The sequence below is a fragment of the Streptomyces sp. MGP-BFMKR1 genome, from assembly GCF_057766585.1.
In genome coordinates this window covers 1,666,105-1,691,037 of sequence record NZ_CM173408.1, presented here as the reverse complement: position 1 = coordinate 1,691,037, position 24,933 = coordinate 1,666,105, and the positions used below count along the sequence as shown (strand labels likewise).

Annotated in this window: 23 protein-coding genes and 1 pseudogene; 3 read left to right on the top strand and 21 right to left on the bottom strand. The window is 76.4% G+C overall.

Going from position 1 to position 24,933, the window contains the following annotated elements:
- Positions 1 to 85: 85 nt before the first annotated feature.
- The 3 genes from AC3CHW_RS06165 to AC3CHW_RS06155 form a co-directional block, all read right to left on the bottom strand.
- On the bottom strand, positions 86 to 1,648 hold the full coding sequence (locus AC3CHW_RS06165) for an alkaline phosphatase D family protein (protein WP_488469815.1): 1,563 nt from the start codon (positions 1,646 to 1,648) through the stop codon (positions 86 to 88).
- Complete coding sequence (locus AC3CHW_RS06160) at positions 1,645 to 2,226, bottom strand: phosphoesterase (protein ID WP_488469814.1); 582 nt, start codon at positions 2,224 to 2,226, stop codon at positions 1,645 to 1,647. Before AC3CHW_RS06160 ends, AC3CHW_RS06165 begins: the two co-directional genes overlap by 4 nt.
- Before the next feature lie 171 nt (positions 2,227 to 2,397).
- A complete protein-coding gene (locus tag AC3CHW_RS06155; RefSeq protein WP_488469813.1) occupies positions 2,398 to 3,261 on the bottom strand; it encodes an LLM class flavin-dependent oxidoreductase in 864 nt (287 codons plus the stop codon).
- Positions 3,262 to 3,866: 605 nt separating this feature from the next.
- On the opposite strand from AC3CHW_RS06155, the gene AC3CHW_RS06150 reads away from it, so the two are divergent.
- Positions 3,867 to 4,244, top strand: coding sequence for a hypothetical protein (locus tag AC3CHW_RS06150; protein WP_381162814.1), 378 nt, complete (start codon positions 3,867 to 3,869; stop codon positions 4,242 to 4,244).
- Positions 4,245 to 4,353: 109 nt separating this feature from the next.
- Here AC3CHW_RS06150 and AC3CHW_RS06145 read toward each other — a convergent pair whose 3' ends face one another.
- From AC3CHW_RS06145 to AC3CHW_RS06075, 15 genes are all read right to left on the bottom strand, one after another.
- On the bottom strand, positions 4,354 to 4,752 hold the full coding sequence (locus tag AC3CHW_RS06145) for a hypothetical protein (RefSeq protein WP_398608316.1): 399 nt from the start codon (positions 4,750 to 4,752) through the stop codon (positions 4,354 to 4,356).
- 132 nt (positions 4,753 to 4,884) lie between these two features.
- Positions 4,885 to 5,763, bottom strand: a complete 879-nt coding sequence (locus tag AC3CHW_RS06140) for an SCO6745 family protein (RefSeq protein WP_488469812.1) — start codon at positions 5,761 to 5,763, stop codon at positions 4,885 to 4,887.
- 232 nt (positions 5,764 to 5,995) lie between these two features.
- Positions 5,996 to 6,736, bottom strand: a complete 741-nt coding sequence (locus AC3CHW_RS06135) for a class I SAM-dependent methyltransferase (RefSeq protein ID WP_488469811.1) — start codon at positions 6,734 to 6,736, stop codon at positions 5,996 to 5,998.
- A gap of 120 nt (positions 6,737 to 6,856) precedes the next feature.
- The gene (locus AC3CHW_RS06130; RefSeq protein WP_488469810.1) at positions 6,857 to 7,726 is read right to left on the bottom strand and encodes a glycosyltransferase family 2 protein; all 870 of its coding nucleotides are present in this window, start codon (positions 7,724 to 7,726) and stop codon (positions 6,857 to 6,859) included.
- Positions 7,723 to 8,838 (bottom strand): glycosyltransferase family 9 protein, encoded by a 1,116-nt coding sequence (locus AC3CHW_RS06125; protein WP_488469809.1) that lies wholly within the window; start codon positions 8,836 to 8,838, stop codon positions 7,723 to 7,725. The genes AC3CHW_RS06130 and AC3CHW_RS06125 overlap by 4 nt, the downstream gene beginning before the upstream one ends.
- Positions 8,835 to 10,241 (bottom strand): PfkB family carbohydrate kinase, encoded by a 1,407-nt coding sequence (locus AC3CHW_RS06120; protein WP_398608321.1) that lies wholly within the window; start codon positions 10,239 to 10,241, stop codon positions 8,835 to 8,837. The genes AC3CHW_RS06125 and AC3CHW_RS06120 overlap by 4 nt, the downstream gene beginning before the upstream one ends.
- A 115-nt stretch (positions 10,242 to 10,356) precedes the next feature.
- A complete protein-coding gene (locus AC3CHW_RS06115; protein WP_398608322.1) occupies positions 10,357 to 11,019 on the bottom strand; it encodes a D-sedoheptulose-7-phosphate isomerase in 663 nt (220 codons plus the stop codon).
- Between the two features lie 110 nt (positions 11,020 to 11,129).
- On the bottom strand, positions 11,130 to 12,368 hold the full coding sequence (locus tag AC3CHW_RS06110; protein WP_488469808.1) for a glycosyltransferase: 1,239 nt from the start codon (positions 12,366 to 12,368) through the stop codon (positions 11,130 to 11,132).
- Positions 12,365 to 13,333: a glycosyltransferase gene (locus AC3CHW_RS06105; protein WP_398608324.1), complete on the bottom strand. Its 969-nt coding sequence runs from the start codon at positions 13,331 to 13,333 to the stop codon at positions 12,365 to 12,367. The genes AC3CHW_RS06110 and AC3CHW_RS06105 overlap by 4 nt, the downstream gene beginning before the upstream one ends.
- Positions 13,330 to 14,394 carry a glycosyltransferase family 9 protein gene (locus AC3CHW_RS06100; RefSeq protein WP_488469807.1) on the bottom strand — a complete coding sequence of 355 codons (1,065 nt, stop codon included), beginning with the start codon at positions 14,392 to 14,394 and terminating at the stop codon, positions 13,330 to 13,332. The genes AC3CHW_RS06105 and AC3CHW_RS06100 overlap by 4 nt, the downstream gene beginning before the upstream one ends.
- Entirely contained in the window at positions 14,391 to 15,074 is a 684-nt protein-coding gene (locus tag AC3CHW_RS06095) for a D-glycero-alpha-D-manno-heptose-1,7-bisphosphate 7-phosphatase (RefSeq protein WP_488469806.1), read from the bottom strand. The genes AC3CHW_RS06100 and AC3CHW_RS06095 overlap by 4 nt, the downstream gene beginning before the upstream one ends.
- Before the next feature lie 3 nt (positions 15,075 to 15,077).
- The gene (locus AC3CHW_RS06090; RefSeq protein WP_488469805.1) at positions 15,078 to 16,133 is read right to left on the bottom strand and encodes a glycosyltransferase family 2 protein; all 1,056 of its coding nucleotides are present in this window, start codon (positions 16,131 to 16,133) and stop codon (positions 15,078 to 15,080) included.
- Positions 16,130 to 17,947, bottom strand: coding sequence for a carbamoyltransferase family protein (locus AC3CHW_RS06085; protein WP_488469804.1), 1,818 nt, complete (start codon positions 17,945 to 17,947; stop codon positions 16,130 to 16,132). The genes AC3CHW_RS06090 and AC3CHW_RS06085 overlap by 4 nt, the downstream gene beginning before the upstream one ends.
- Before the next feature lie 81 nt (positions 17,948 to 18,028).
- Positions 18,029 to 18,991 (bottom strand): NAD-dependent epimerase/dehydratase family protein, encoded by a 963-nt coding sequence (locus tag AC3CHW_RS06080; RefSeq protein WP_488469803.1) that lies wholly within the window; start codon positions 18,989 to 18,991, stop codon positions 18,029 to 18,031.
- A 247-nt stretch (positions 18,992 to 19,238) separates the two neighbouring features.
- The gene (locus tag AC3CHW_RS06075) at positions 19,239 to 19,844 is read right to left on the bottom strand and encodes a flavodoxin family protein (RefSeq protein WP_398608330.1); all 606 of its coding nucleotides are present in this window, start codon (positions 19,842 to 19,844) and stop codon (positions 19,239 to 19,241) included.
- A 743-nt stretch (positions 19,845 to 20,587) separates the two neighbouring features.
- Between AC3CHW_RS06075 and AC3CHW_RS06070 the strand changes: the two genes are divergently transcribed.
- Positions 20,588 to 21,865 (top strand): MFS transporter, encoded by a 1,278-nt coding sequence (locus AC3CHW_RS06070; RefSeq protein ID WP_488470980.1) that lies wholly within the window; start codon positions 20,588 to 20,590, stop codon positions 21,863 to 21,865.
- Between the two features lie 139 nt (positions 21,866 to 22,004).
- Here the strand turns inward: AC3CHW_RS06070 and AC3CHW_RS06065 are convergent, their stop codons facing one another.
- The 3 genes from AC3CHW_RS06065 to AC3CHW_RS06055 all read right to left on the bottom strand — a co-directional run bounded on the left by AC3CHW_RS06065 (position 22,005) and on the right by AC3CHW_RS06055 (position 24,302).
- Positions 22,005 to 22,937 carry a polysaccharide pyruvyl transferase family protein gene (locus AC3CHW_RS06065; protein WP_488469802.1) on the bottom strand — a complete coding sequence of 311 codons (933 nt, stop codon included), beginning with the start codon at positions 22,935 to 22,937 and terminating at the stop codon, positions 22,005 to 22,007.
- A 58-nt stretch (positions 22,938 to 22,995) separates the two neighbouring features.
- The gene (locus AC3CHW_RS06060) at positions 22,996 to 23,922 is read right to left on the bottom strand and encodes a glycosyltransferase family 2 protein (RefSeq protein WP_488469801.1); all 927 of its coding nucleotides are present in this window, start codon (positions 23,920 to 23,922) and stop codon (positions 22,996 to 22,998) included.
- Between the two features lie 152 nt (positions 23,923 to 24,074).
- Positions 24,075 to 24,302, bottom strand: a complete 228-nt coding sequence (locus tag AC3CHW_RS06055; protein WP_176164700.1) for a DUF6480 family protein — start codon at positions 24,300 to 24,302, stop codon at positions 24,075 to 24,077.
- 96 nt (positions 24,303 to 24,398) lie between these two features.
- On the opposite strand from AC3CHW_RS06055, the pseudogene AC3CHW_RS06050 reads away from it, so the two are divergent.
- Positions 24,399 to 24,857, top strand: a pseudogene (locus AC3CHW_RS06050) (SDR family oxidoreductase); the annotation flags it as partial.
- Between the last annotated feature and the right edge of the window lie 76 nt (positions 24,858 to 24,933).

Sequence of the window (24,933 nt, the reverse complement as noted above, 5' to 3'; positions counted from 1 at the left end):
GGCGTGCCCGGCGCGGGGTCGCGGGACCGTGCGGCCCCGCGACCCCGCGACCCCGCCTCCGGGCGCCACGGCGCCGCCCGGCCGGCTAGCGGCCGGTGGGCCTGCGGTACTGCGCCGGCGAGCCCTTGGTGCCCTCGTCCTCGTACGCGCCCGCGCGACCACGGTCCACGTGGAAGGTGGTGAGCGTGGTCACCGGGGACACCGGGTCGCGCCGGTCGCCGATCACCCGCATGTGGGTGCTCCAGCGCTCGGGCGTGACCTCGTACACGTCGTAGCCGTAGCGGTTGCCCTCGAAGTACTGGAGGTGCGGGTTGGCCGCGCCCATCAGCGGCCCGTTGGTCTTGTTCCAGTCCGCGCTGTAGGCGCCCGAGGTGACCGAGTGCGCGGTGAACTCGGTGCCGATGACGGGGGACGAGGCGTCGTCGTAGTCGGGCCGTACGTCGTCCACGAACGCCGAGTGCCAGTCGCCGGTGATCACCACGAGGTCCTCCAGGCCCGCGTCGTGCACGTGGGTGAGCACCTCCTTGCGCTCGGCGAGGAAGCCGTCCCACTGGTCGGTGAACATGTAGCCGCCGCCGGGCCGGCCGCGGAGCTGGCTGAGCATGATCGAGTTGGCCCAGCAGTGCCAGGCGTCACCGGCCCGGTCCACGCCGCGCTTGAGCCACTCCTTCTGCGCGCCGCCCAGGATGGTCCCGTCCGGCAGGTTCTGCGCGGAGCGGTAGGAGCGCAGGTCGAGGACGGTCAGCTCCAGCAGGTCGCCCCAGCGCCGCACTCGGTGGATCTCCGGGTCGGGCAGCGCCGAACCACTGGCGTCGCGGTGCGGCATGTGCTCGTACCACGCCTGGTACGCGGCGGCCCGGCGCCGCATGAACGGCGCCCCGCCGCCGGTCCCGCTGTAGTCGTTGACCACCTCGTGGTCGTCCCAGGTCAGGAACCACGGGTGGGCCGCGTGCGCCTCGCGCAGCGACGCGTCGCCCTTGTAGAGCGCGTGCCGCGCCCGGTAGTCGGCCAGCGTCAGGACCTCGGGCGCGTTGTGGTCGCGCACGTGGTCGCCGCCGACCGGGCCGTGCTCGTAGATGTAGTCGCCCAGGTGCATCACGAAGTCGACGTTCTCGCGGGCTATGCCGCGGTGGGCGGCGTAGAAACCGTCGTGGAACGCCTGGCAGTTGGCGGCGGCGAAGCGCACCGAGGAGACGCGGCCGACCGGCGCGGTCTTGGTGCGTCCCACCCGGCTGCGCTTGCCGAGCGCGCGGAAGCCGTACCAGTAGTGGCGCCCGGGGAGCAGCCCGCGGACGGGCACGTGCACGCTGTGGCCCAGCGTCGCGGACGCGGCGACCGTGCCGCGCGCCACCACCCGGCGCAGCCGCGCGTCGGCCGCCACCACCCACTCGACCTCGACGATCTCGGGCAGCTTCTGCTCGGCGGCCAGCGGCTCGGGCGCCAGCCGGGTCCACAGCACGACGCTGTCCGGCTGCGGGTCGCCGGAGGCTATGCCGAGCGTGAAGGGGGCGGGGTCGTAGTCGGCGCCCAGCGCCTCGGCGGCCTCGCGGGCCTGCGCGGGGGACAGGCCGGCGCTCAGCGGCCAGACGACGTTCAGGGCACCGGCGGCGGCAGCCGCCTTGAGCAGGTCACGACGGTTGAGCTTCACGCCCGGCCTCCGCGGTGGTGGGTGAGGGTCAGGGACAGGGCGTCGGCGTAGCCGTCGTTGGACGTGCCGCCACCGGCGCGGGTGAAGACGAGCAGGGCGCGGGCGGTGCGCGCGCCCGGCGGCACGGTGCCGGAGCTGGTGCGTTCCACCAGCCCGGTACGGCCCGCGCGCTCGGCCGCCGCCACGGGGCCGAGCACGGCCAGGGCGAGCGGCGTGCCGTCGGCGTCGCGGAACTCGACGGACAGCCGGGCCCCGTCCTGCTGCCCCGCGTAGCCGCCGAGCCAGGCGGTGACGGAGAACCGCACGGCGCCCCGGTCGACGGCGCGCCGCCCCACGCGCCCGGTGGCGGGCAGCCGCACGTCCTGCACCAGTGCCGTACGGGGCGAGTCGCCGCCCGAGAAGAACCGGCTGCCGCGCGCGGCCGGGCCGGGGTCGGCCGGCGTCGGGTAGCCGCCGCCCACGTCGTAGCCGACGAGGGCGGGCGCCCCCTCGGCTATCCGCCAGCCGGCCACCTCGGTGACCGGCTCCGCCGTGCCGCCGGGCCCCGCCTCGGCATCGCCGTTGACCAGCAGATTCATCCGCGCCTCCCAGAACTGAGGTGACGCGGGTGCGTCACGCGCCAGGCATCTCACCAGCGATGTGTGAACGGCAGTCGGCGTGCGGTGAAACGTCCCGCCGGGGCGTGCCGGGTGACATACCCCACCGGAGGTGTGCCGGCGGTGGCCGGCGCGCCCCCGGTGGGCGGGCGGCTAGAGCCGCGGCGGGCCCTGCTCGACGCGGCGCATGATCGGCGCCAGCCGGTCCACCTCGTCGTCGATCAGGTGGCGCTCGTCCCACCAGGTGGCCCCCGCGTCCCGCAGCGGCCCGATCAGGTCGCGGGCGCCCGCCGGATCGGCCGGGCTGATGCCGCCCACGACGAACTCGAAGGGCTCGCCCCGCCGCTCGTCGCCCCGCTGCCCGCGCACGTACTCCACCAGCTCGCGGTACTCGGCGGCGGCCGGCGCCTGCCCGTGGTCGGCCGAGGTGAACAGGGGCACGGCCCCGTCCCAGTGGGCGGCCCGGCGCATCGGCGCGCGGCGCGGCCAGAAGCCGGCGACCCAGACCGGCACCCGGGGCCGCTGCACCGGGGTGGGCAACAGGGCCACCTCGCGGGCCGTGAAGTGCCGGCCCTGGTGGGTCACGTCCTCGCCCGACCAGAAGCGGGTCACCAGGTCCAGCCCCTCGTCGAGGCGTTCGGCGAGCACCCGGGGGTCGGTGGACTCGCCGAAGCTGCCGTACTCGTCCTCGATCGGCCCGCCGAGACCCACCCCGAGGATCACCCGGCCACCGCTGAGCTGGTCCAACGTGGCGACCTGTCGGGCCAGTTGCTGCGGCCGGCGCCGGGCGACCGGGGTGACCATGGTGCCGAGCCTGATCCGCGAGGTGGCCAGCGCGGCGGCGGTCAGCAGCATCCAGGGGTCACCGAAGGAGCGGCGGTGGTACTTCTCGTGCACCACGTGGTCCCAGACGAACAGGCCGTCCCAGCCGGCCTCCTCCGCCGCCACCGCGACCTGGGCCACCGTACGGACGTCGGCGAAGTCTCCGAAGTTCGGGATGTTGAGGGAGAAGCGCATTCGAGCATGCTGCGTCATCGGACGGTGCGAGACAAGGACGCCCTGCCGCGCGCGAGCGTTCCGCGAGGAGAAGTTCGCGGAATTCTCCCGCTCACCCGGCCCCGCCTATCCCAGGAAAATCCGCAGCCCCAACCATTCGAGGGAGATGCGGGCCGCCGCCCGGGTGGCGCACGCTAAGGCCGGGTTATCCGGCACCACTACGGCCCTTTCAGGACGGCCGCGCTCGGAATGGTGGCGCATGCGGATACGAGGGGCGACCCCGTGTTCGACGGAATGCGCGCGGTGGGTGAGGGGGCGCGGTGCCACCCCGTGCACGCGCGGCAGAGCCTTCGTCGGAAGGGCTGCGACCAGGGAAGACTGACTCTTTGTCGGCCCGGTCGCGAGGCCGCCCGTGTCGCACGGGGGATCGACTGATGCCACGGCGCGGAAGTACAGCAAGGCGCCGTTTGTTCAGCAATGATGGCCCGCTCAGAGAACAATCGGCGTGGAGCGTGATACCTGCCCGTGCGCGAGAACTGAGACGTGAGGAAAGAGGAAAGCTGAATTCTCGCATGGCGCGGAAACCCCTTCCGGGTACCTGCCGTTGCCTCGCTACATTCATCAGCATGAACGCGAGAAGGAAATTCCTCAGCGTCGGCGCGGCGACAGTAGCCGCCCTCGGCGCCACCCTGGTCACGGCTCCCGACGCCTCGGCGCGGAGCATGCGCGGATGCGACTTCCCGCGCGTCTGCTTCTACAAGACCCAGGCGGACTACGACGCTCATCGTCCGACGGCCGCCTACAAGGACGTCACCAGCGGATTCCAGAAGTTGGGCTCCCGAGCCCGCGGTTCCGTCAAAGCCGTCAACAGCCGCAACGACGACGGCGCGATCGTCAAGTTCGCGAACAAGCCTGGCACGGTGTGCGTCCAGGCCGACTCGTGGTGGCATTTCGGCTCGGACGTGGTGACCCACATCCGAATCGTCGACAGCCCCTCCTGTTAGGGCACGGTCTACGGAGCGAGCGGGGCCGGCGTGGCATCCCGGCCCCGCTCGCGCGGTCTCTCCGACCGCGCCCCGCCCGTCGGTGTCCGCGCTCGCCGGCGGAGCGGCCTCAGTCCCAGGTGACGGACCAGACGAGCGCGCCCTCGGGGACGGCGGGCACGTCGCGGTAGGTGTCCACGAGGCCGATCAGGACGTCGGCCTCGAAGCCGTGCACCCACGTCCGGCAGGTGGCCTCGTCGGCCGTGGTGCAGAGGGCGAGCGCCTCGCCGGCCAGTGTCTGCGCCTCCACGGTCTCCGGGTGTGGTTGGACGCGCACCCACGCCACCTCCGGCCGCGCCTCGATCGCCCGCAGCCGCTCGGCCAACTCGGCCAGTGGCGGGCGCCCGTACCCCCACTGGTTGGGGGCGATGGACTCCTCGTCCGTGTTGCCGTCGAAGAACTCGTCCACGGTGAGCAGCGGCATCGGGCCGGCACCGGTTCGTCTGGTCACATCCGCGACGGAGATCATGCAAACGATCATCGCACCCGTGTTCGCACCACCGGGCGGCGCACCCACCGTCTCCCGGGCCCACCTCCACGCGCCGCGTACGGCCGAGGCCACACCCGAAGGTGCCCGTCCCCGGCGCGCGGTGCGCCCGGCTCACGCGTAGTCGTACGTCATGCCGATGCCCAGGGTGCTCTGCGCCGGGAGGAGGCCGGAGCCGACGAGGGTGAGGACCGGCGGCATGAGCAGGTCGGCCAGGCGGGTCAGCTCGTCGGGGGCGAGTGCGTCCCAGGGGGCGGCGGCGAGTTGGTCGGTGAGCTTCTCGACCGAGGTGCGGACCCGCCGCCCCTCGTCGGTGGCCCGGCCGTCGGCGTGCACCAGCCCGCGGTCGGCCAGCCGCGCGCGGGCGGCGGCCCAGTCCGCGTCGGACCACTGCCGGCTGCGGAACAGTTCCTGCGGCGCGGCGCCGACCGCCGCGTGCGAGACCAGGGCCTCGACGGGCCCGATGTGGTGGGCCTGGAGGGCGGCGACATGGCCGTCGCCGCGGTGCTCGCGCAGGAGGGTGGCCGCGTGCCAGAGCACCTCGTGCGGCTGCTCCGGCCAGGGCAGCGCGGCGTTGGCGGCGGCCATGGGCCGGCCCGCGACGCCCGCCACCTCGGCGGCGCGCCGGGCCAGCCCGGCGGCCTCGCGCAGCTCCGGCGACCCGACGTGGTCGCCCAGCAGCCTCCGCAGCGCGCGGTCCACCGCGACGCCGCGCGCCGCGAGCACCCGCTCGGGCGCGGCGACCCGCCAGGCCGGGCTGGTGTGACGCTCCACCATGTCCGGGCTGAGGCTGTAGAAGAGGGAGGTCACCAGCGCGGGTCCGACCGGGCCGAGGGGCGCCGCGCGGTAGGCGAAGTAGCTGGGCCAGCGCTCGTCGGTGGCGTACCCGAGCGCGGCGGCCTCCTCGAACGCCTCCGGCGCGTAGTACAGCGTGGCGTGCACGGGCTCCAGCAACTGCCACATCCGGCGAACGGTGTCGAGGCGGTGCGTCATGGCGCGGCCCTTCCTGTCACGGTCACTCACGGCAAATCTTGCCATTGACTAGATTGCGTCATCGTGGGGATCTAGTCAATGGCAAGATCCGGGTGGGGTGCGGAAGGGGAAGAGCGGCAGTGGCGGGCGTCGGCCCGTCGCGGGCGGCTCGCCTCAGCGACGTGTGGCACGGAGAGCCCGCGTGGCGCGGGCGGTGGGCATGGTGGGGGAGTGCCGCGACGCCTGCCGGCCGCTACAGGTCGGCGATGACGAGGCGGTAGCCGACGTCGAGCGACGCGCGGTCCAGCAGGTCGGCGTGGCGTTCGTGCCACCGGCCGTGGGACAGGTCCTCGGAGAGCCGGGCCAGGCCAGGGCGGGTCACCGCCTCGTCCGTCATGGCGAACATGGACATGCCGGCACGCACCTCCGGGTCGAGGTACGCCTCGGGGCGGCGCCAGTAGGCGGCGCCGAACCCGTCGGTGCAGTCATGCGGAACGGGGACCGTCTCGGTGCGGGCGCCTGGCAGCAGGGCGGTCAGTCGGTCGATCGCGACGGCCCGGGTGTCGTCGAACGCGGCCACCTCCGGCAGGTACTCGTCCAGCAGCCAGAACCCGCGCTGCACGGTCTGGTCCCAGGTGAGGATGACGACGCGCCGTCGGGCGATCCGCAGCAGTTCCCCGATGCCGGCTTCCAGGTCGGTCCAGTGGTGCACCGTCAGGAGGGCCATCACCGCGTCGGCGCTGTCGTCGGCGAGCGGGATCGACTCCGCGGTCGCGCGCAGGGCCCGCGCGGACCCGGCCGGACGCTGGGCGATCATCACCGGACTGGGCTCGACCGCCAGCACGGTGTGCGGCGGTTCGTAGGAGCCGGTGCCGGCGCCGACGTTGATCACTGTCGCGGCGTCGCCGAGCGCCGCGTGGATCTTGGCGGCGATCCGGGGGTCAGGGCGTCGGGTCTGGCGGTAGGTCGCGCCGATGGCGTCATAGGTCGTCACCCCGGAGAGTATGCCGGCTGGCCCGAAGTCAACTGCCGTGTGGGCGGCCCCGTTCACGGCCCCGTACGTCTCCGCGCCACGCCCACCAAGCCCGGTTTCCAGCCCACCCCCGCCGTGGGCTCACGCCGCCGACTCCACGAGTCGTACCCGGCGCTCGACCCGGGGCGGCAGTCGGCGGCGGTGGGCGAGGGCCGCCGGGAGCCGTCGGGCGGCGCCCCGCAGCGCCGCGCGGGCCTCGGCGTCCCGCAAACTGTCCGCGAGCAGCCGGGCCGTCTGACCGACGGCGTGCCGCAGCGGGCGCCGCATCCACGCCGTGAGCACCACGTTGCGGCGCACCCGGGCCTCGCGTCCGGGCCGGGGGCCGGTGTCCGGGTGGTGCAGGGCGACGACGTCGGGGCAGTGCGCGAGGCCCCACCGGTGCGCGTCGAGGTCGAGCGCGAGCAGCGCCTCCTCCGCGCCGAAGTGCAGTACCGGGTGGAAGCCGCCCACGTCGAGGAACGCGCTGCGGCGCACCACGGCCGCGCAGGCCAGGAAGCCCAGCACGGCGGGGCCCGGCAGGTCCGCGTCCCGGCCGAGCGGCGAGGTGGACAGCGCGTCGTTGATCGGGTCGGGCAGGCCGTCGGCGCCCACCCGCGTGCTGGCGGCGATCAGGGCCAGCCGCGGGTGCGCGTCCAGCAGGTCGGCCGCCCGGCTCAGCGCGCCGGGCTCCCACCACGAGTCGTCGTCGCTGAACGCCACGTACGGGGTGCTCAGCACGGCCGCGCCGTGCGTGCGCCCCACGGCGCCGAGGTTGCGCCCCGGGCTGACGAGGCGCACCTGTGGGAAGCGCCGGCGCACGGCCTCGGCGGTGCCGTCGGTTGACCCGTTGTCCACCACGACCACCGGTGGGCGCTCCGGCAGTCGCGTCAGTCGGTGCAGCGTGTCGAGGACGCGCTCACGGCGGTCGCGGGTGATGACCACGACGCCGACGCGGGGCGGGTGCGCGCTCATGGGACCGCCGGCTCCGCGACCAGCGGGCCGCGTGTCTCCGTGGCGAGGAGCGCGTGCACCGAGGCCAGCACCTCGTCCGGGGTGATGCGCAGCAGCCGCTCGTCCGGCCGCTCGCCGTGCGCGTCGCCGGGCCGGTGCGGGTCAGCCGCCGCGCCGTCGGGGGACGGGTGCCACAGGACGCGGTGCCGGGCGGTACGGGGCGGCCCCCACAGGCCGGGCGACACGGGCCCGAACAGGACGACGGACGGGGTGCCGAGGGCGGTGGCGAGATGGGCCAGGCCCGTGTCGCCGACGACGACCGCCCGGGCGCCGGCCACCAGGGCCGCGAGCCGGTCGAAGGGCACGTCCGCGGCGCCGCCGAACACGGCGTCGGGCGGCAGCCCGGCGCGCTCGGCGACCTCGGCGGCCAGCGGGCCCTCCCCGGCCCCGGCGGTGATCACCAGGCGGTGCCCCGTCGCGCGCAGCGCCGCGGCGACCGCCGCGAACCGCTCCGGCGGCCAGCACCTGGCCGCGGCGTCCGCGCCGGGGTGCAGCACGATGGCGCCGGCGGCCGGGGACAGGCTGGCCGGGGCGGGCAGCCGCAGGTCCGCCGGGTCGGCCGGCAGCCCGTACCAGCTCAGCAGCCGACACCAACGCTCCCGCTCGTGCTCGTCCGCGCGCCACACCGGCCCCGGCAGGTGCGGGGTGTCCGGGTGCGCGTACGCCCACAGTCGGCCCGGGCGCAGCCGGTCGAGCAGCAGGTGGCTGGGCGGGCCGTTGCCGTGCAGGTCGATCGCGACCTCGGGGGGCGGCCCGCTCCAGTCGAGGCGGCGGGGCACGGCCCGGCCGGGCGCGGTGGTGGGCAACAGGTCGTCGACGACGCCGGTGGCGCGGGCGGCGTCGGCCAGCCGGGCGGGCGCGGCGAGCACGATGCGCCGGCCCGGCAGCCCCCGGCGCACCGCCCGCAGCGCGGGCAGCGCGGTCAACAGGTCGCCCAGGCCCAGGGCGCGCAGCACCAACACGCGGCCGGGGCCGGACCCGGTGCCGGACCCGGGGTCGGCCGTGGCGCGCGCGGCGTCCGGTTCGAGCCCCTGGGCGGGGGCCGTGGCGCCGGTGCGCGGCTGCCCGGTCACCGGCGCGGCTCCCCGGCGGCGGCGCGGGCCGCCGAGCGGGCCGCGCGGTCGGCGAGCGAGGTGGTGGAGCGGCCGTCGAGGTAGGGCAGGACCAGCGCCTGGCCGCCCCACTCGCGCAGGGCCGCGGCCTCCGGCAGGGCGTCGACGGAGTAGTCGCCGCCCTTGACCCACAGGTCGGGCCGCAGCTTGCGCAGCAACGGCTCGGGGGTGGTCTCGCCGAACACGGCGACCGCGTCCACGCTGCCCAGACCGGACAGCACCCGCACCCGGTCGGCGACGGGGGTCAGCGGGCGCCCCGGGCCCTTGAGGCGGGCGATGGACTCGTCGGAGTTGACGCACACGATCAGGCAGTCCCCTATCCGGCGCGCGCTCTCCAACAGCCCCACGTGCCCGGCGTGCAGCAGGTCGAAGCAGCCGCCCGTGGCCACCACCGTCCCGCCGGCCGCGCGCACCGACGCGGCCAGCTCGAAGGCGTCCACGGACCGTCGGGCGTCGGTACGGGACGTCGGCGAGACCCCCCACAGGTCGCCCGCGCCCGCCCCGCCGGCGGCGACGAAGGCCGCCGCCTCCGCGACCCCGCGCTGCACGGCCTCCTCCGGCAGCGCGCCGTCGGCCAGCGCGCCGGCGGTGGTCGCGGCGAAGCAGTCGCCGGCGCCGCAGGGGTCGCCCTGGGCGCGGTAGGGCGCGGGCACCAGCATCGGCCGGTCGCTGCTCGCCTCCACCAGCAGCGCCCCACGCTCGCCCAGCGTGACGGCCACGGCCGCCGCCTGCCAGCGGTGCGCCAACCAGGCGCCGCGCGCGGCGTCGGCGCGCACCGAGGTGTCGTCGCGGGGGCACAGCGCGCGGGCCTCCGCCGCGTTGGGCGTGGCCAGCCGGGCCCCCGGCACGGGGGCGCCACCGCGCGGGTGTGGGTCCCACAGCAGCGGTGCCCGCGTGGCGGCCCGCGCCAACTCGGCCCGTACGGCGTCCGCGGCGCCCCGTCCGTAGTCGGCGACCAGCAGCGGCTGGCCGCTGGCCAGCACCGAGCGCACCGCGTCGCCCGGCTCGCCGCAGCGGCCCCCGCCCCGGTCCACGCGCACCAGCGGCCGGCCGGCCGCCCGTACCCGCGTCTTGACGGGCAGGCTGCCGTGCAGCGGGAGTTCGACCAGGCGCACCCGGCCGGCCAGGGCCTCGCGGACCGCCTGGCTCGCCGGGTCCTGGCCGAGCGCGGTGACCAGCGTGACCTCCCGGCCGTCGCGGGCGGCCAGCGCGGCGGCCAGGCCGGCGCCGCCGGGGCGGCTGCGGTCGTCGGTGACGTCCACCACCGGGGCCGGGGCGTCCGGGGCCAGCCGGTGGGCGTCGCCGTCGATGTCCTGGTCGAGCAGGGCGTCACCGACGACGACGAGCGGCGCTCGGGTGCTCACGGGAACCTCCTTCGCACGGTGGGGGCGCCGGCCGACCGGCGGCCCGTGCCGCCACGGCCGGCGGTGGGGCGATGTCCGCGCGGGCCGCCCGCCAGTCGGCCCGCGCCAGGCCGGGTCACAGCGGGCGCTCCCGGCGGGCCCCGGCCGCCTCCAGGGCGGAGCCCGCCGCGCCGGGCGTACGGTGCCGGGCCCGGGCGGCGTCGAAGCTCTCGCACAACAGGTGCACCGCCACCAGGTGGGCCTCCTGGACGGTGGCCGTGCTCTCCGCCTCGACGGCCACCACCTCGTGCGCGGCCCGGGCCAGCGGGTTGGGTGTGGGCCCGGTCAGCGCCCACACCCGCAGCCCGGCGGCCCGGCCGGTCTCGGCGGCGGTCAACAGGTTCTGGCTGCGCCCCGACGTGGACAGCAGCAGCAACACGTCGCCCGGCCGGCCGTGCGCGGCCACCTGGCGGGCGAAGACCTGGTCGAAGCCGTAGTCGTTGCCGATGGCGGTCACGCTGGAGGTGTCGGCGTGCAGCGCGATGGCGGAGTAGGCGGGGCGCTCCTGGCGGTAGCGGCCCACCAGTTCGGCGGTCAGGTGCTGGGCCTGGGCGGCGCTGCCGCCGTTGCCGGCCGCCAGCAGCCGGCCGCCGACGGGCAGCAGCGCGGCGAGTTGGCCGCCCCAGTCGGCGACGTCGTGCAGGCCGCGGCGGCGGAAGCGGAGCAGCGCCTCCTGGAGGGACTGGCAGTGGGCGTGTGCGCTCTCGTGAACGTCGCTGACATCGCTGACATCGCTCATGGTGGGATCGGGCGAGCGCGCGCGGTGCGCGCGGCGGGCCCGCGCCTCCCTTCGCTCTCGGTCTCGGTCGGGCGCCGGACACGCGATCCGGCGGGCGGTCAGGCGGGCGGTCAGGCGACCTTGGGCACGGCCGGACGGCGGGCCAGGGTCTCGCGGTAGACGGCCTCGGTGGCCGCGGCCACCTGGCCCCAGCCGTACCGGGTCAGCACGCGCCGCCGCCCGGCCGCCCCGCAGGCGGCCCGCAGGGACGGGCTGCGCAGCAACTCGGCGACGGCCTGCCCCAGCGCGACCGGGTCGCCCGGTGGCACCAGGCGGCCGGTGCTCGGGTCGGTCACGGTGTCCAGTTGCCCGCCGACGGCGCTGGCGACCACGGGCGTGCCGCACCCCATCGCCTCCAACGGCACGATGCCGAACGGCTCGTACGAGGCAGGGCACAGCACCACGTCGGCCGCCCGCAGCAGCGCCGGCACCTCCGCGCGCGGCAGGCCCCCGACGAAGCGCACCCGGTCGGCGACGCCGGCCGCGCGGGCCAGCGCCCGCAGCCGGCGCACCTCCGGTTCCCGCTCCACCCGCTCGGGCGGCGGCCCGCCGGCGATGACCAACTCGGCGTCGGGCACGTGCGCCAGGGCCGCGATGGAGACGGCGGCGCCCTTGCGCGGCACCAGGCGGCCGATCTGGACCAGCAGGTGCCGGTGGCCGCCGCGTTCGGCGACCGGGCCCCACGGGGTGAAGCGGTCCGGGTCGACGCCGCAGGGCACCACCGTCACCCGGTGCGCGGGCACGCCCATCGCCACCAGTTCGGCGACCTCGTCCCGACAGGTGGCGATGACCCGGTCGCAGCCCTCGCCCAGCTCCGTCTCACAGGCGACGCGCTCGGCCGGGCTGGTGTCGCACTCGCGCTGATGGCGGCGCTTGACGGTGCCCAGCGCGTGGTACGTGTGGGCCAGCGGCAGGTCAAGATCGCGGCAGGCGGCCAGGGCGGCGAGGCCCGACATCCAGAAGTGGGAGTGCACCACGTCCGGGGGCTGCCGCTGCCAGTCGCGGGCCAGGAAGCGGCCGAACTCGTCCATGTACGGAAGGAGTTCGTCCTTCGGGAGCTGCCGGTCCGGCCCGGCCGGCACGTGCCGTACCTCCACGCCGGGCCGCAGGAGCACGCGGCTGGGCAGGTCGACCGCGTCCTTGCGGGTGTAGACGGTCACCCGGTGGCCCCGGTGGGCGAGCGCCCCGGCCAACTGGGCAACGTGGACGTTCTGCCCGCCCGCGTCCACGCCGCCCAGGACCGCGAGCGGGCTCGCGTGCTCGGAGACGAGTGCGATGGACAGTCCACGGGCTTGCTCGACGGCGTTCATCGGGCCACCACCTCCGCTATCAGTTGCTCCCAGTCGTAGAGGAAGCGCTTGAGTCCGTACCGGGCGAGCGCGGCCTGTCGGGCGCGCGCGCCGTCCTCGGCCGCGGCGGCCGGGTCGGCGAGGTAGCCGCGGGCCGCTTCGGCCAGTTCCTCGGGCCGGGTGGACAGCGTCCCGGCGCCCGGCGGCACCGCCCGCACCGCCTCGGTGGTGGCCAGCGCCACCACCGGCATGCCCAGGTGCATGGCCTCCAGGAGGGACAGGCCGAGCGAGGTCCAGCGCACCGGGTGCAGGTACAGGCGGCAGGCGGCCATCGCGTCGTGCAACGACTCCTGCGGGAGGTCGGCCGCGCGGCAGCGGTCGGCGGGCAGCCCGAGGTGGTCGGCGAGCCCCTCGGTGCCCATCCCGAACACGCTCAGCGGGGCGGCCCGGGACAGGGCGGGAAGCAGGTCGGTGCCGGTGGTGCGACCGCGTCGGACGGGCTCGTTGACGACGACGGCGGCCCGTTCGACGTGGCCGCTGTAGCGGTGGCCGGGGTCGACGATCCCGTGCTCGATGACGGTGGTGGGCGTCGCCCCGTTGTCCCAGAACAGCCGGTTGAAGTGGGTGACGTGCACCAGCGTCAGGTCGTCCCGGTCGGCGCACGGGTGCCGGGTGTCCGGCACGGTGCCGTGCGGCGCGTTGTGCTCCAGGTAGACGGCCGGGATGTCGCGGCCGGGCCGGCGCCCGCCGAGCCACCGCTCGGCCAGCGCCTCCTCGTGCGGACGCTGGAGGACCACCAGGTCGACGGGGTCGTCCCGCAGTTGCGCCGGGGTGCGCTCGCGCACCGACTCCGGCCAGCGGAAGGTGCGCGCCCGCCCCAGCCCGTCGGGCCCGCGGTCCTCGGTCACGGGGACCAGGTACGTGTGCGGGCCCTGCACGAAGGCGGTGGTCCACGAGCCGTGCACGTGCCACAGCAGGATGTTCATACGGTCGCCCCTCGGTCGGGTTCGGTGGCGAGTCGGTCCGCCGGCGCCCCGCCGCTGACCAGCGCGTCGACGGCGGAGACCACGGCGGCGTCGGGCACCCCGTTCAGGCACGGGTGGCCGGGCACCGGGCAGCGGCGCGCCCGGGTGTCGGCGCACGGCGCGTCCTGCTGCCCCAGCAGCACGTGCGGCACCCCGTACGGCCGCCACAGCCGGGCCGGCACCACCGGCGCGAACAGGCAACCGACGGGCGTGCCGACGGCGGCGGCCAGGTGCGCGGGCCCGGTGTTGCCGACGACGGCGGCCCGCGCCCCGGCCAGCACGCCGGCCAGTTGGCGCAGGTCCGTCGCGCCGCCGAGGTCCAGCGAGTGGTCCCCGGCGACCCGGGCGGTCAGCGCCCGCTCACCGGGGCCGCCGGTGACCACCAGGCGGTGCCCGGCAGCGGCCAGCGCGGCGGCGACCCGGGCCGCCCGTTCGGGGGAGAGCGCGCGGGCGGGCACGGCGGCGCCGGGGTGGAAGACGACGTACGGCTCGGTGCCGGTCAGCTCCGTCGTCGAGGGCGGCGTCAGCACGCGCAGCCGGCCGTCGTCGCCGGGCGGCAGCGCGAACCCCGCCGCCCGGGCCAGGTCGAGCCCGGCCTCGGCCTCGTGCCGGTGCGGCGCCCGCTGGTGGCGCAGGTCGAGCAGCGAGCCGGGGTAGTCCACGCTGTCCGCCGCGATCCAGTCCACCCCGGCCAGCTTGAGCAACAGCGCGGCCGGCAGCGGGCTCTGGTGGAACGAGACGAGGACCAGCGCCCGGTCGAAGCGGCCCGCGGCCACCGCGTCCACCAGCGCGGCGGTCTGCCGCGCGGACACCGGCGCGGGGTCGAGGCCCACCCACGGCGCCTCGTGCACCAGCACCTCGTCCACGCCGGGAAGCAGGCGCGCGGCCCGCTCGCCGAGCGGACCGCACAGCAGCGCGGTGTACGAGGAGCCGGCCGCGGCGGCCCGCACGGCGGGCCCGGCCAACAGCACGTCGCCGGCGCTGTCCAGGCGGACGACGAGAGTGCGGGGCAGATCGCTCATGCGGCGCCTCCCGCCGGTCGCGCCGGGGCGGTCAGCAGCCGCACGGCCGCCAGCAGGTCGCTCGCCCGCTCGTCGGCCGCCGCCGTCTCGGCGGGCAGGGTGACCGGGGTGGGCACCAGCACGCCGCGCGCGCCCGCGGCGCGGGCCGCCGCCATGTCGGCGCCGATGTCGCCGATGATCGCGCAGCGGGCGGGGTCGGCGCCCAGCCGCTCGCAGGCGGCGAACACCAGGCCGGGGGCGGGCTTGCGGCAGCCGCAGCCGTCGTCGGGCCCGTGCGGGCACACCGCCCACACGTCGAACGGGCCGAGCAGCCGCTCCACCCGCCGGTGTACGGCGCTCACCTGCTCGCGCGTCAGCAGCCCCCGCGCGACGCCCGACTGGTTGCTGACCACCCCCACCGGGATGCCCAGCGCGCGCACGGCCTCCACCGCGGCCCCGGCCGTCGGCAGCGGGCGCACCCGCTCCGGGTCGCCGTTGTACGGCACGTCGACGACCAGCGTCCCGTCCCGGTCGAAGAGCACCGCCTGTGGGAGCCCGGCGTCGTCCGCGTCGCGCGGTACGCGGGTGGGCGGCACGCCGGCGCGCGGGGTGACCCACGGCCCGTCGGGGGCGCCTCCGGGGGCGCCCTCGGCGGGCGAGGGGACGAGCGGCGGGTGGGAGTCGCTGGTGTGGATGCCCATCGGCTACACCCGCTCGGCGCGCGGCCGGGCCGGCTGGCGCGCGGCGGTGGGCGGGCTCCCGGGCGGCAGTGGGCGCGCCGCGCGGTGGCGCACGAGGCCGCGCAGCCAGTGGTAGCTGGCCAGCGGCGGGATCAGCAGGCTGGTCAGCGCCATCGTGGCGACCTCGTCCCCGGTGCGCGGCCCGGGCGCGATGCGGGCCCAGGCGAACTCGGCGGTGCCAAGGCCCCACAGCGCGCCCCACCCGGCGGCGGCCCGACGGCGGCCGGCCAGCGCGCAGGCCGCCGAGGCCAGCGCGGCGCCGGTCACCGCCAGGTGCGCGGGGCGCCTGCCGCGCGGCGCGTCGGCCCGCCGCCACCAGGAGCGGCCGTGCAGCCGCGTCATGAGCACGTCGTCGGCGTTGCCGGCCTGCGCGCGCAGCGACACCAGGCGGTCGGCGGGCCGCACCGGATGGGTGGTCGTCCGACGGCCGGTCGCGATCCGCCAGCCGGCCGAGACCATCCGCAGCGCCAGGTCGGCGTCCTCGCGGAAGGCGCGCCGGAACCGCTCGTCGAAGCCGTCCACGGCCTTCAGCGCGGCGGTGCGGCAGGCCATGTCGGCGGTGATCCAACGCGCCGTGGCCAGGCCCGCGGTGCCGCGTTCCCAGTCCGTCGGCCGGCGGTCGGCGGGCAGCGGCACGGCGATCCGGGCGGTGACGGCGGCCGTGTCGGGCGTCGCGGCGGCCAGGTCGGCGGCGAGCGCGGTGGCCCAGCCGGGGGAGGGGATGACGTCGTCGTCGAGGAAGACCACCCACGGCTCGCGGGCGGCGCGCCAGCCGATGTTGCGCGCCGCGGCGGGCCCGCCCGCGCAGCCGAACGCGATCTCGACCCGGTCGCGCAGCACGTCGGGCACCGCGACCGGCAGCGCCGTGCACAGCTCCGGCGGCCGGTCGTCGACCAGCACGATCCGGCTCGGCCCGGGTTCGCCCGCGTCGGCCAGCGCCCGCAGGCAGGCGCTCAGGCTGGGCCGGCCCAGCGTCGGGATGACGACCGCGTACGGCGGCGTCGCGTCGGCGCCGCTCATCGGCTGCCTCCCTGGTGGTCGGGGGTGGGATAGCGGGCGGGCCCGTGGGCGGCCCAGTCGGGCGGCGCGGCGTCGTCGGCCAGCGCCGCGGCGTCGTCGGCGCCGGCGGTCGGCTCGTAGGAGCCCTGGCGGTACGAGCTCTGCCCGGCCGAGGCCGCCGCCTCGTCGCGGCGCGTGGCGAAGAAGTCCGCGCGGCGCACCACGAACGGCCCGATGGCCAGCAGGTCGACGGGCGCGGAGCCGAAGCACTCCAGCGCGTCGCGCGGGTCGTCGACCATGGGCCGGCCGGCCGTGTTGAGGCTGGTGTTGACGACCACGGGCAGGTCCGTTCGCCGTTCGAAGGCGGCCAGCATCCGGGCCACCAGCGGCTCGGTGGTCGCGTCGACGGTCTGGATGCGGGCGGTGCCGTCCACGTGCACCACGGCCGGGATCCGCTCGCGCCACTCCGGCGCCACGTCGTGCACGAAGAGCATGTACGGGCTGGGCAGCGGCCCGTCGAAGAGGTCGGGCGCCCGCTCGGCGAGCACCATCGGCGCCACCGGCCTGAACTGCTCGCGCCCCTTCACGTCGTTGAGCCGCTCCAGGTTCCCGGCGTGTCCCGGGTGGGCCAGCAGCGAGCGGTGTCCGAGCGCCCGCGGCCCGTACTCGGAACGCCCCTGGAACCAGGCCACGATGGCGTTGTCGGCCAACGCCTCGGCGACCGTCTCCGCGACGTCGTCGGGGCGTTCGTAGGGCACGGCCGCCGTCTTGAGCCGGGCCTCCAGTTCGGCGTCCGACCAGCCGCGGCCCAGCGCGGCGCCGGGCATCGGGTCCGGCGCGGTGCCCCGTTCGGCGCTGAGCAGCAGCGCGCCGCCCAGCGCGGTGCCCGCGTCGCCGGCGGCCGGCTGCACCCACACCGCGCCGAACGGGCCCTCGCGGGCGATCCGGGAGTTGGCGACGCAGTTCAGGGCCACGCCGCCGGCCAGCGTCAACACCTCGTCGTGGGTGTGCCCGTGCAGCCAGCGCGCGAGGTCGAGCAGCGTCTCCTCCAGGCACGCCTGGGCGCTGGCGGCCACGTCGGCGTGGTCCTGGGTCCACGCCTCGTCCGGCCGGCGCGGCGGGCACAGCTCGGGCCAGGGCACGCCCGCCGCGCGGAACCCGCCGTCCCCGGTGGCGTGCACGTACCGGCGCAGCTCGCCGAGCATGCGCGGGCGGCCGTGCGAGGCGAGCGCCATCACCTTGAACTCGTCCGACGAGCGTAGGAACCCCAGGTGCTCGGTCAGTTCCTCGTAGACCAGGCCCAGCGAGTGCGGCAACTCCTGCCCGTACAGCGGTTCCAGGTGCGCGCCGACGCGGCGGGCCGCCAGGTGCGAGGTGCGCTCGCCACGGCCGTCGAGCACGAGCACGGAGGAGGAGTCGGCGCCCGGGGCGCCGAAGGCGCTGGAGGCGGCGTGCGCCATGTGGTGCGGGACGAAGCGCACGATGTCCGGGTCGAGCCCGGGCAGCACGGTGTGCAGGAAGCCGGGCGCCTCCCGCGCGTAGGCGAGCCGCAGGTGGTCCCACGGGTCGTCGAGGCCCATGGTGTCGGCGGGGCGGGCCAGGGTGGGGTCGAAGGAGTACGCGACCGCGTCCAGGTCCTGGGGCCGCAGCCCGGCCTGGGCCAGGCACCACCGCGCGGCGTGCTCGGGCATCTCCCAGGCCGCGAACGGCACGGGGCGCTTGCCGTGCTTGCGGCGCGAGAAGCGTTCCTCCTCGGCCGCGGCGACGGTGTGACCGTCGATGACGAGGGCTGCTGCGGGGTCGTGGAAGAGGGCGTTGATTCCCAGAACGCGCATAGGACCGGGGGCCTTTCGGCGAATGCGACGGTGTCGTCGGGTCGGCGGGGGCAACGGCCGGGGCGGCGGCCGGCGGGCGGGTCAGGCGGCGAGTCGCTGACGGAACCAGCCGATGGTGCGGCGCAAACCCTCGTGCGCGGTGACGCGCGGCTCCCACTGGAGCTTGCCGCGGGCCAACGTGATGTCCGGGCAGCGCACCGCCGGGTCGTCGGTGGGCCGTTCGATGAACCGGACGGTGGACCGGGATCCGGTCAACTCCACGACGAGGTGGGCGAGTTCGAGCATGGTGATCTCGACCGGGTTGCCGAGGTTGACCGGGCCGCGCAGGTCGGACGCGGCGGCGGCGAGGATGCCGCGCACGGTGTCGTCCACGTAGCACAGCGAACGCGTCTGCCGGCCGTCCCCGGTGACCGTGAGCGGCTCGCCGGCCAGCGCCTGCCGGATGAAGGTGGGCACGGCGCGGCCGTCGTACCCGCGCATGCGCGGGCCGTAGGTGTTGAACAGCCGCACGATGCCGGTGTCGACGCCGTTCGCCCCCGCCTCCGCGGTGGTCAGCGCCTCACCGAAGCGCTTGGCCTCGTCGTACACGCTGCGCGGGCCCACCGGGTTGACGTTGCCCCAGTAGTCCTCGCTCTGCGGGTGGCGCTGCGGGTCCCCGTAGACCTCCGAGGTGGAGGCCAGCACGAAGCGCGCCTGGTGGTCGCGGGCCAGGGCGAGCGCGTTGCGCGTGCCCAGGCTGCCGGTCTCCAGCGTGTGCACGGGCAGCCGCAGGTAGTCAGCGGGGGAGGCGGGGGAGGCGAAGTGCAGGACGAGGTCCACCGGACGGTCGACCTCCAACGGCCGGCAGGCGTTGGCGCGTTGGAAGCTGAACCGCTGGCTGCCGAGGAAGGGCGCTATGTTCTGCTGCGCCCCGGTGCTGAGGTCGTCGATGCAGGTGACGTCCGTCCCCTGGTCGAGGAGCGCGGCGCACAGGTGAGAGCCGACGAAGCCGGCGCCTCCGGTGACGACGGCGTGGCGCCAGCGAGGTGCGGCAGAGGTGTTCATGTGCCCTCCTTCGGTGCCGGGCGGGTTGGCCGGTCGCGGGGGTGACGGCCGGCCCGGGCGTGGTGCTCGTGCGTGCTGCCGGTGTCTTCGTCGAAACGAAATACCCCAACAAATGGGCTTAAACAGCTTTCAGACTGACATGAGTGTCTGTGTCCCGCGACACTGCCGGAGCGTTCCGCCCCGACCGGACGGCGCGCGGCGGGCCGTGTCGGCGGCGCGCGGAGCCGGGGCGGCGGTCGGCCGGCGCTCAGGAAGGCGGCGGGCCGAGCGGCCGGACGCTGAGCGCCTCCGCTACTCCGATCAGGTTCGCGGCCATGGCCTTGCCGGTCGACCGCGCCCAGTCGTGCCCACGCTCGTCGTCCAGGAAGTCGGGCCCGGGCCCGGGCCCCAGGTGCCAGTACGTCCACGACTGGCCGGGCACCGTGAACCCGATGTCCACCAGCGCCCCGCTGATCTCACTGATCACGTGGTGCGCGCCGTCCTCGTTGCCCGTCACCACGACGCCCGCGACCCGGTTGAACGCCACCGGCCGGCCGGCGTCGTCGGTCTCGCTGAGCATCGAGTCCATCCGCTCCAGGACCCGCTGGGCCACCGACGAGGGCCGCCCGAGCCAGGTGGGCGACGCGATGATGAGGATCTCCGACGCGAGGATCTGCTCGTGCACGGTCGGCCACTGGTCGTCGCCGCCCATGTCCCGCTCGACGCCGGGGGTGAGCTGGAGGTCGACCGCCCGTACGACATCGGACGGCACCCCCCGACGGGCGCACTCCGCCACCACCACGGCGGCCAGCGCCTCGGTGTTGGAGGGGGCGGGGGTCGGCTTGAGGGTGCAGTTGATCACGAGTGCCTTCATGTCTGCCGGAGTACCCGCCCCACACGGTTCACGCGGGCCAAGCGGGTGAGTCGCGAAGCGTCGCGCGGGGGTAGCGGTGCGTAGGCGGCGGCGCGCCGGCCCCAGGGCGTCCGTACGTACGCCCGTACGCGCCCGTACGCACGGCGCCGCGCCAGGTGCCGTGAACCGCGTGCCGAGGGTCGTACGGCCGGTCGGGAGCGCCCCGTACGGGCGGCCGGAAGGGCTCCGACGGACCTTGTGACCAAGGGCACGTAGGCGTTCAGTCCATGGGAACGCAGGGGAACTTCCCTTCTCACCTGCGAGAGAGAGGCCCGGGTCACAGCGGCGGGCCGCCGTCGTCTGTGACAGTGGTGCCTTGGCTGGGCGCGGTGAATCGATCGATCCCGCCCCACGCGCAGCGGCGGCCCGACCGTGGCCACGACCGCACGGCGCGGGCCAGCCTCCCTCACCCGAGTCCGTTCTCCGAGCCTGCTGGGCTCTTCACGAAACGTGCCGAAGTGCCCCTTTCTGTCTCCACCCTCGCCCGCGTGCCCGCGCCCGCCCCGGCGCCCGACGCGAGCCTTGACGTCCCCCGCGAGACGGCCCACGCCGTAGCCGACCCCGACGCCGCGCCCGCCTTCGCGGACACCCCCTCCCGCACGGAGCGGGCCCGCGCCCGCCTCGGGCGCAGGGGCGCGCCGGGCCGCGCCAACGAGGGCACCACGCGTGAGCGCTCGCCCTGGCGCTGCCTGCGCTACCCGAGCATGCGTTGGTGGTCGCTGGCGAACCTGGTGTCCAACGCGGGCACCTGGATGCAGCTCACCGTGCAGAACCTGCTCGTGCTCCAGGTCACCGGTTCCGCCGCGGCGACCGGTCTCTCGCTCTCCGCGCAGGCCGGGCCCGGGCTGCTGCTCGGCGTGTTCGGCGGCGCGGCCGTCGACCGCTGGCCCCGGAAGCTGACCGCCGCCGTCAGCCAGGCCGTGCTGGGCGCCGTGGCCTTCACCACCGCCGTACTGGTCGCCTTCGACCAGCTCAACCTGGGGCTGCTGATGGCGCTCGCGGTCGTCACCGGCCTCGTCGCCACGATCGACGGCCCGGCGACCGCCCTGCTCGGCAACGACCTCGTCCCGCGCGAGGACGTGCCGTCCGCCATCGCCCTCGGTTCGGTCGTGCACAGCGTCGGCCGCCTCGCCGGCACGGCGGCGGCCGGCGTGGCCATCGGGGTGTTCGGCACCGCCGCGGCCTACGTCACCAACGGGCTGTCGTTCCTCTTCGTCGCCGCCGTCATCCCCTTCCTGCGCTTCGCGCCGCCCGAGCCCGCCGAGCCGGACACCGCCACCACCCGGACGGCGTCCGCCGACCAGGCCGCCAGGGAGAGCGCCGCCGCGCGGATGACCGCCCGCGAGGGGCTGGCCTTCTTCCTCCGCAGGCCGCGCCTGGTGGCGCTGGCCGTCATCACCGGCCTCGGCGCGATCTTCGGCCGCAACTACGGGCTGACGCTCGCGGTGCTGGTCACCGGCGCGCTGCACGGCAGCGCCGCCGACTTCGGCACGGTCTCCACGGTGCTGGCCGCGGGCGGCATCGCCGGCGCCGTGCTCGCCGGCCGCATGCGGAACCCCTCCGTACGGCTGGTCGGCACCCTGACGGCCGCCGGCGCGCTGCTCCAGATCGCCGCCGGGTTCTCCCCCTCGCTGTTCCTGCTGCTCCTGCTGGTGCTGCCGATGGCCATGGTGGAGTCCGTCTCCGACACGGCGGGGACCACCGTCCTGCAGACCGACCCGCCGTCGTACATGCGGGGCCGGGTACTCGGCGTGTGGCGCAGCGCCAGCACCGGCTGGGGCCTGGTCGGCCCGCCGCTGCTCGGCCTGCTGATGGAGTTCGCCGGGGCCCGGGGCGCCCTGATCGTCGGCGGACTGCTCGTCGCCGGCGCCGTGGGCGCGGGCACCCTGCTCCGCTCCCGCCTGCTGACGACCTGGGAGGTCGGCCGGCTCGCGCCGCGCCCGTCCGTCAGCACCCAGGCCGCCCTGGGCCAGGCCGCCTGAGCGCGGACCGCGCGGGCCCCGGGCCCGCGTAGCGACGCTGGGCCCGAGCCGTGGCGGATCCGAGCCGCCGTGGCGGGCCCGCGCCGTCGCGGGCGGGAGACCCCGCCCGCCACGCCTGGCCGCCGCGCCCGGCCACCCGTCACCCCGCACCGGGAGCGAGGTGGCGCAGCAGGTCGGCGAGGAGGCCCGGGCCCGTGGGTGCGCCGGCGGAGTCGGCGAGCTCGCGGGCCCGGGCGCGCCCGGCCGGACTCAGGCACCAGTCCAGCGCCTGGTCGAGTTCGGCCGCCGTCGCCCGCTCGGCCGGCAGCACCATCGGCCAGCCGAGCGCGGCGGCCTGGGCGCTGACCTTCGCGCCCCCCGCCACCGGATCGACGGCCAGCACCGGCGTCCCGGCCCGCAGCCCCAGCACCAGCCCGTGCAGCCGGGTGGTCACCACGGCGTCCAACCGGGCGAAGACCGCGTGCACCTGGTCCGGGCTGGCCGGCAGCCGCCAGTCCTGGGCGTCGAGCCGGGTGTCGAGCGGCAGCCGGGCGGCGTCGAGCCCGCCGGCCCACGCCTCGATGGCCCGCGCCACCTCGCCGTGGCGCCGGCGCGCGCCGTACTCGTGCTGGCCCTCGGTCACCACCACGCCGACCACCGGCACCGCCCGTGGCGGCGGCGCGTGCCGGCTCAGGTCCGGCGCGCCCGTCGCCGCCGCCGCCTCATCGCGCGCCAGCACCACGTCGAACCCGGTGACCGCCGGGTCGGCCGGGTCCACCACGGAGACGCCGACGGCGATGCGCCGGCAGTCGGCGAAGCGACGGTGCAGTTCGAGCAGTGGCGCCGGGACGCCGTCGACCGCGGGCCGCCGCGAGTGCAGCGGCCCGCACGCGAAGACCAGGTGCGTGTACGCGGCCGGATCCACGTTTTCCAGGTGCAGCCCCGCCGGCCGGAAGGTGGGGGACCAGGCGGTGTCGTACGGGATGGACGCCCCGCGCAGCGCGTCGCGCACCACGTCGGCGACGAGCAGGTCACCCGCGGTGACCTCGCCGTGCAGAAAGCTGAACCAGCCGGTCAGCAGGGTGCGGGGCACGGATCAACTCCTTGGGGCCGGCACCGGCCGTCGTCGGTGCGCTGCGGGGACCCGCCGGTCAGCCGACGTAGCGGCGGGCCGACGACGCGTTCTGCGGCGCCTCCAGGAGGGCCAGGCGGCGCTCCACCGCCGCCGGCAGCGGCCGGCGCTCGCGGACCACCCAGGGCAGCCCGGCCAGCGCCTCGCCCACGGCGCGCACGGAGGTCGCGTCGCGCGGCACCGTCGCCGCGAGGTGGGCGGTACGGCGCAGCGCGGCCGGCGCCGAGCGGCGCAGCCAGGCGAACCACAGGGTGTTCCTGATCCCGTGGCGGCGGCGCAGCCGCGCGTCGCGGCTCGCGGACGGCCGGTGGTGGATCGTCAGCTCCCGCGCGTAGGCGAGCCACCAGCCACGGGCGGCGAGGTCGGCGGCGAGCAACTCCTCCTCGCCGCCGAGCCACAGCCGCGGCGAGAAGCCGCCCGCCGCGCGGAAGGCGTCGGCGCGCAGGACGGTGGCGGCGGCCAGGAACGACCCCAGCGCCGGGCCGGGCAGCCAGTCCGGGCCCTCCAGCGGCGAGTCGCGCAGCTCGGCGACGATGGGGTCCTCGAACGGTTCCCCCGCCGGCTCGCCCCCGTCGGTCAGCGGCGGGTGGACGAGGATGCGCGCGGTGACGGAGGCCAGCCGTGGGTGGGCGTCGAGCAGGTCGGCCGCGGCGGTCAGGGAGCCCGGCTCCCACCACGAGTCGTCGTCGCAGAAGGCGATGTAGTCCGTGTCGACCAGGCGCGCGGCCAGGTTCCGGCCGACCGCCCCCAGGTTCCGACCGGGCTCCACCAGCCGCACCGACGGCCGGTGGGCCCGCACGGCGGCGGCCGTGCCGTCCGTCGAGGCGTTGTCGACCACGATCACCGGTGGCCGCTCCGGCAGCGCGGTGAGCCGCTCCAGGGTGTGCAGGAGTTCGGCGCGACGGTTGTGGGTGATCACCACGACGGTGATCCGGTGCTCGCTCATGCGCGGTCCTCGGGGATCGACGGACTCGGTTCGGGGCCGGCGCGGGGCGCCGGGCGCGGGCCGGGCCCGCGCACCGGCACGGGCACGGAGCGGGCGGCGACCGCCCGTGGGCCGGGAGCGACACGGGCGGTCGCGGGGCCCGCGCGGCGGTGTCACTGGAGCCAGATGCGGGCGACGAAGTACACCAGCGCGACCAACACCAGCACCCCGATGAGGAACACCGGGGCCTTCGCCCATCCGGTCGTCGGGTTGTGCGTCTCCTCGGGCCCGGCGTCGGGCGTGCTGCCCTCGGCGGGCGGCGTCTCGCCGGGGGGCACCGACCCACCGGGTTCGAGACCCGGCGTCGTCCGCGGGTCCGGATCGGGATTCTTGTCGTCCATGCCTCTACGAGTAGACGCACCCGGGGGTTTTCACACCTGCGGGCTCTCCTTCCCGTCGGCGGCGGGCCCCGCGGGGCGAGCAGCACGCGGCACCGCATGACGCCCATGACGGTCGCCGAGCCCGTTGCGGCCATTGCGACCGAAAAGGCCCTCCACCCCGGTACGGGGCCAACGCCCCATCCTGGCCACCGGGGCGAGCACGACGCGGCGCGCAGGGGTGGCCGTACAACGCGGCGATCTGTCCGGCGGCCGACGCCTCGCGCGTCACCCGCTCGTCGCCGACCACCCGGGCGAGCAACTCGACGGACTCGGCGGAGGAGAAGGGCACGAGTGGCAGCGGTCGCCTGCCTCGTCACGAGCCCCACCCTGCTGACGCGGGCGGTGCTGCCGGCCGTGCGGGAGCGTGGGGGCGGCCGTGTCATCCGGATCGGCTCGGACGCCCCGCGAGGTGTTCCCTACCTCGCCGCGAAGGCGGCCCAGCACAGCCTGACCGAGTGCTGGGCCCGCGCCCTGGGCCCCTACGGCGTCACGGTGAACACCGTCGCCTCGGGCTGGGTCCCGGCCGACCGTGGGTGGGTGGCGAACGGGCCCGTACTCACCAAGGCGCGAGGTGAGTACGGGCCCGTTCAGG

Excerpts from the sequence above, each read along its gene's own strand:
- AC3CHW_RS06160 (WP_488469814.1), bottom strand. The coding sequence starts at position 2,226 with ATGAATCTGCTGGTCAACGGCGATGCCGAGGCGGGGCCCGGCGGCACG.
- AC3CHW_RS06155 (WP_488469813.1), bottom strand. The coding sequence starts at position 3,261 with ATGCGCTTCTCCCTCAACATCCCGAACTTCGGAGACTTCGCCGACGTC.
- AC3CHW_RS06150 (WP_381162814.1), top strand. The coding sequence starts at position 3,867 with ATGAACGCGAGAAGGAAATTCCTCAGCGTCGGCGCGGCGACAGTAGCC.
- AC3CHW_RS06145 (WP_398608316.1), bottom strand. The coding sequence starts at position 4,752 with ATGATCTCCGTCGCGGATGTGACCAGACGAACCGGTGCCGGCCCGATG.
- AC3CHW_RS06140 (WP_488469812.1), bottom strand. The coding sequence starts at position 5,763 with ATGACGCACCGCCTCGACACCGTTCGCCGGATGTGGCAGTTGCTGGAG.
- AC3CHW_RS06130 (WP_488469810.1), bottom strand. The coding sequence starts at position 7,726 with ATGAGCGCGCACCCGCCCCGCGTCGGCGTCGTGGTCATCACCCGCGAC.
- AC3CHW_RS06115 (WP_398608322.1), bottom strand. The coding sequence starts at position 11,019 with ATGAGCGATGTCAGCGATGTCAGCGACGTTCACGAGAGCGCACACGCC.
- AC3CHW_RS06110 (WP_488469808.1), bottom strand. The coding sequence starts at position 12,368 with ATGAACGCCGTCGAGCAAGCCCGTGGACTGTCCATCGCACTCGTCTCC.
- AC3CHW_RS06105 (WP_398608324.1), bottom strand. The coding sequence starts at position 13,333 with ATGAACATCCTGCTGTGGCACGTGCACGGCTCGTGGACCACCGCCTTC.
- AC3CHW_RS06100 (WP_488469807.1), bottom strand. The coding sequence starts at position 14,394 with ATGAGCGATCTGCCCCGCACTCTCGTCGTCCGCCTGGACAGCGCCGGC.
- AC3CHW_RS06095 (WP_488469806.1), bottom strand. The coding sequence starts at position 15,074 with ATGGGCATCCACACCAGCGACTCCCACCCGCCGCTCGTCCCCTCGCCC.
- AC3CHW_RS06090 (WP_488469805.1), bottom strand. The coding sequence starts at position 16,133 with ATGAGCGGCGCCGACGCGACGCCGCCGTACGCGGTCGTCATCCCGACG.
- AC3CHW_RS06085 (WP_488469804.1), bottom strand. The coding sequence starts at position 17,947 with ATGCGCGTTCTGGGAATCAACGCCCTCTTCCACGACCCCGCAGCAGCC.
- AC3CHW_RS06080 (WP_488469803.1), bottom strand. The coding sequence starts at position 18,991 with ATGAACACCTCTGCCGCACCTCGCTGGCGCCACGCCGTCGTCACCGGA.
- AC3CHW_RS06075 (WP_398608330.1), bottom strand. The coding sequence starts at position 19,844 with ATGAAGGCACTCGTGATCAACTGCACCCTCAAGCCGACCCCCGCCCCC.
- AC3CHW_RS06070 (WP_488470980.1), top strand. The coding sequence starts at position 20,588 with ATGCGTTGGTGGTCGCTGGCGAACCTGGTGTCCAACGCGGGCACCTGG.
- AC3CHW_RS06060 (WP_488469801.1), bottom strand. The coding sequence starts at position 23,922 with ATGAGCGAGCACCGGATCACCGTCGTGGTGATCACCCACAACCGTCGC.
- AC3CHW_RS06055 (WP_176164700.1), bottom strand. The coding sequence starts at position 24,302 with ATGGACGACAAGAATCCCGATCCGGACCCGCGGACGACGCCGGGTCTC.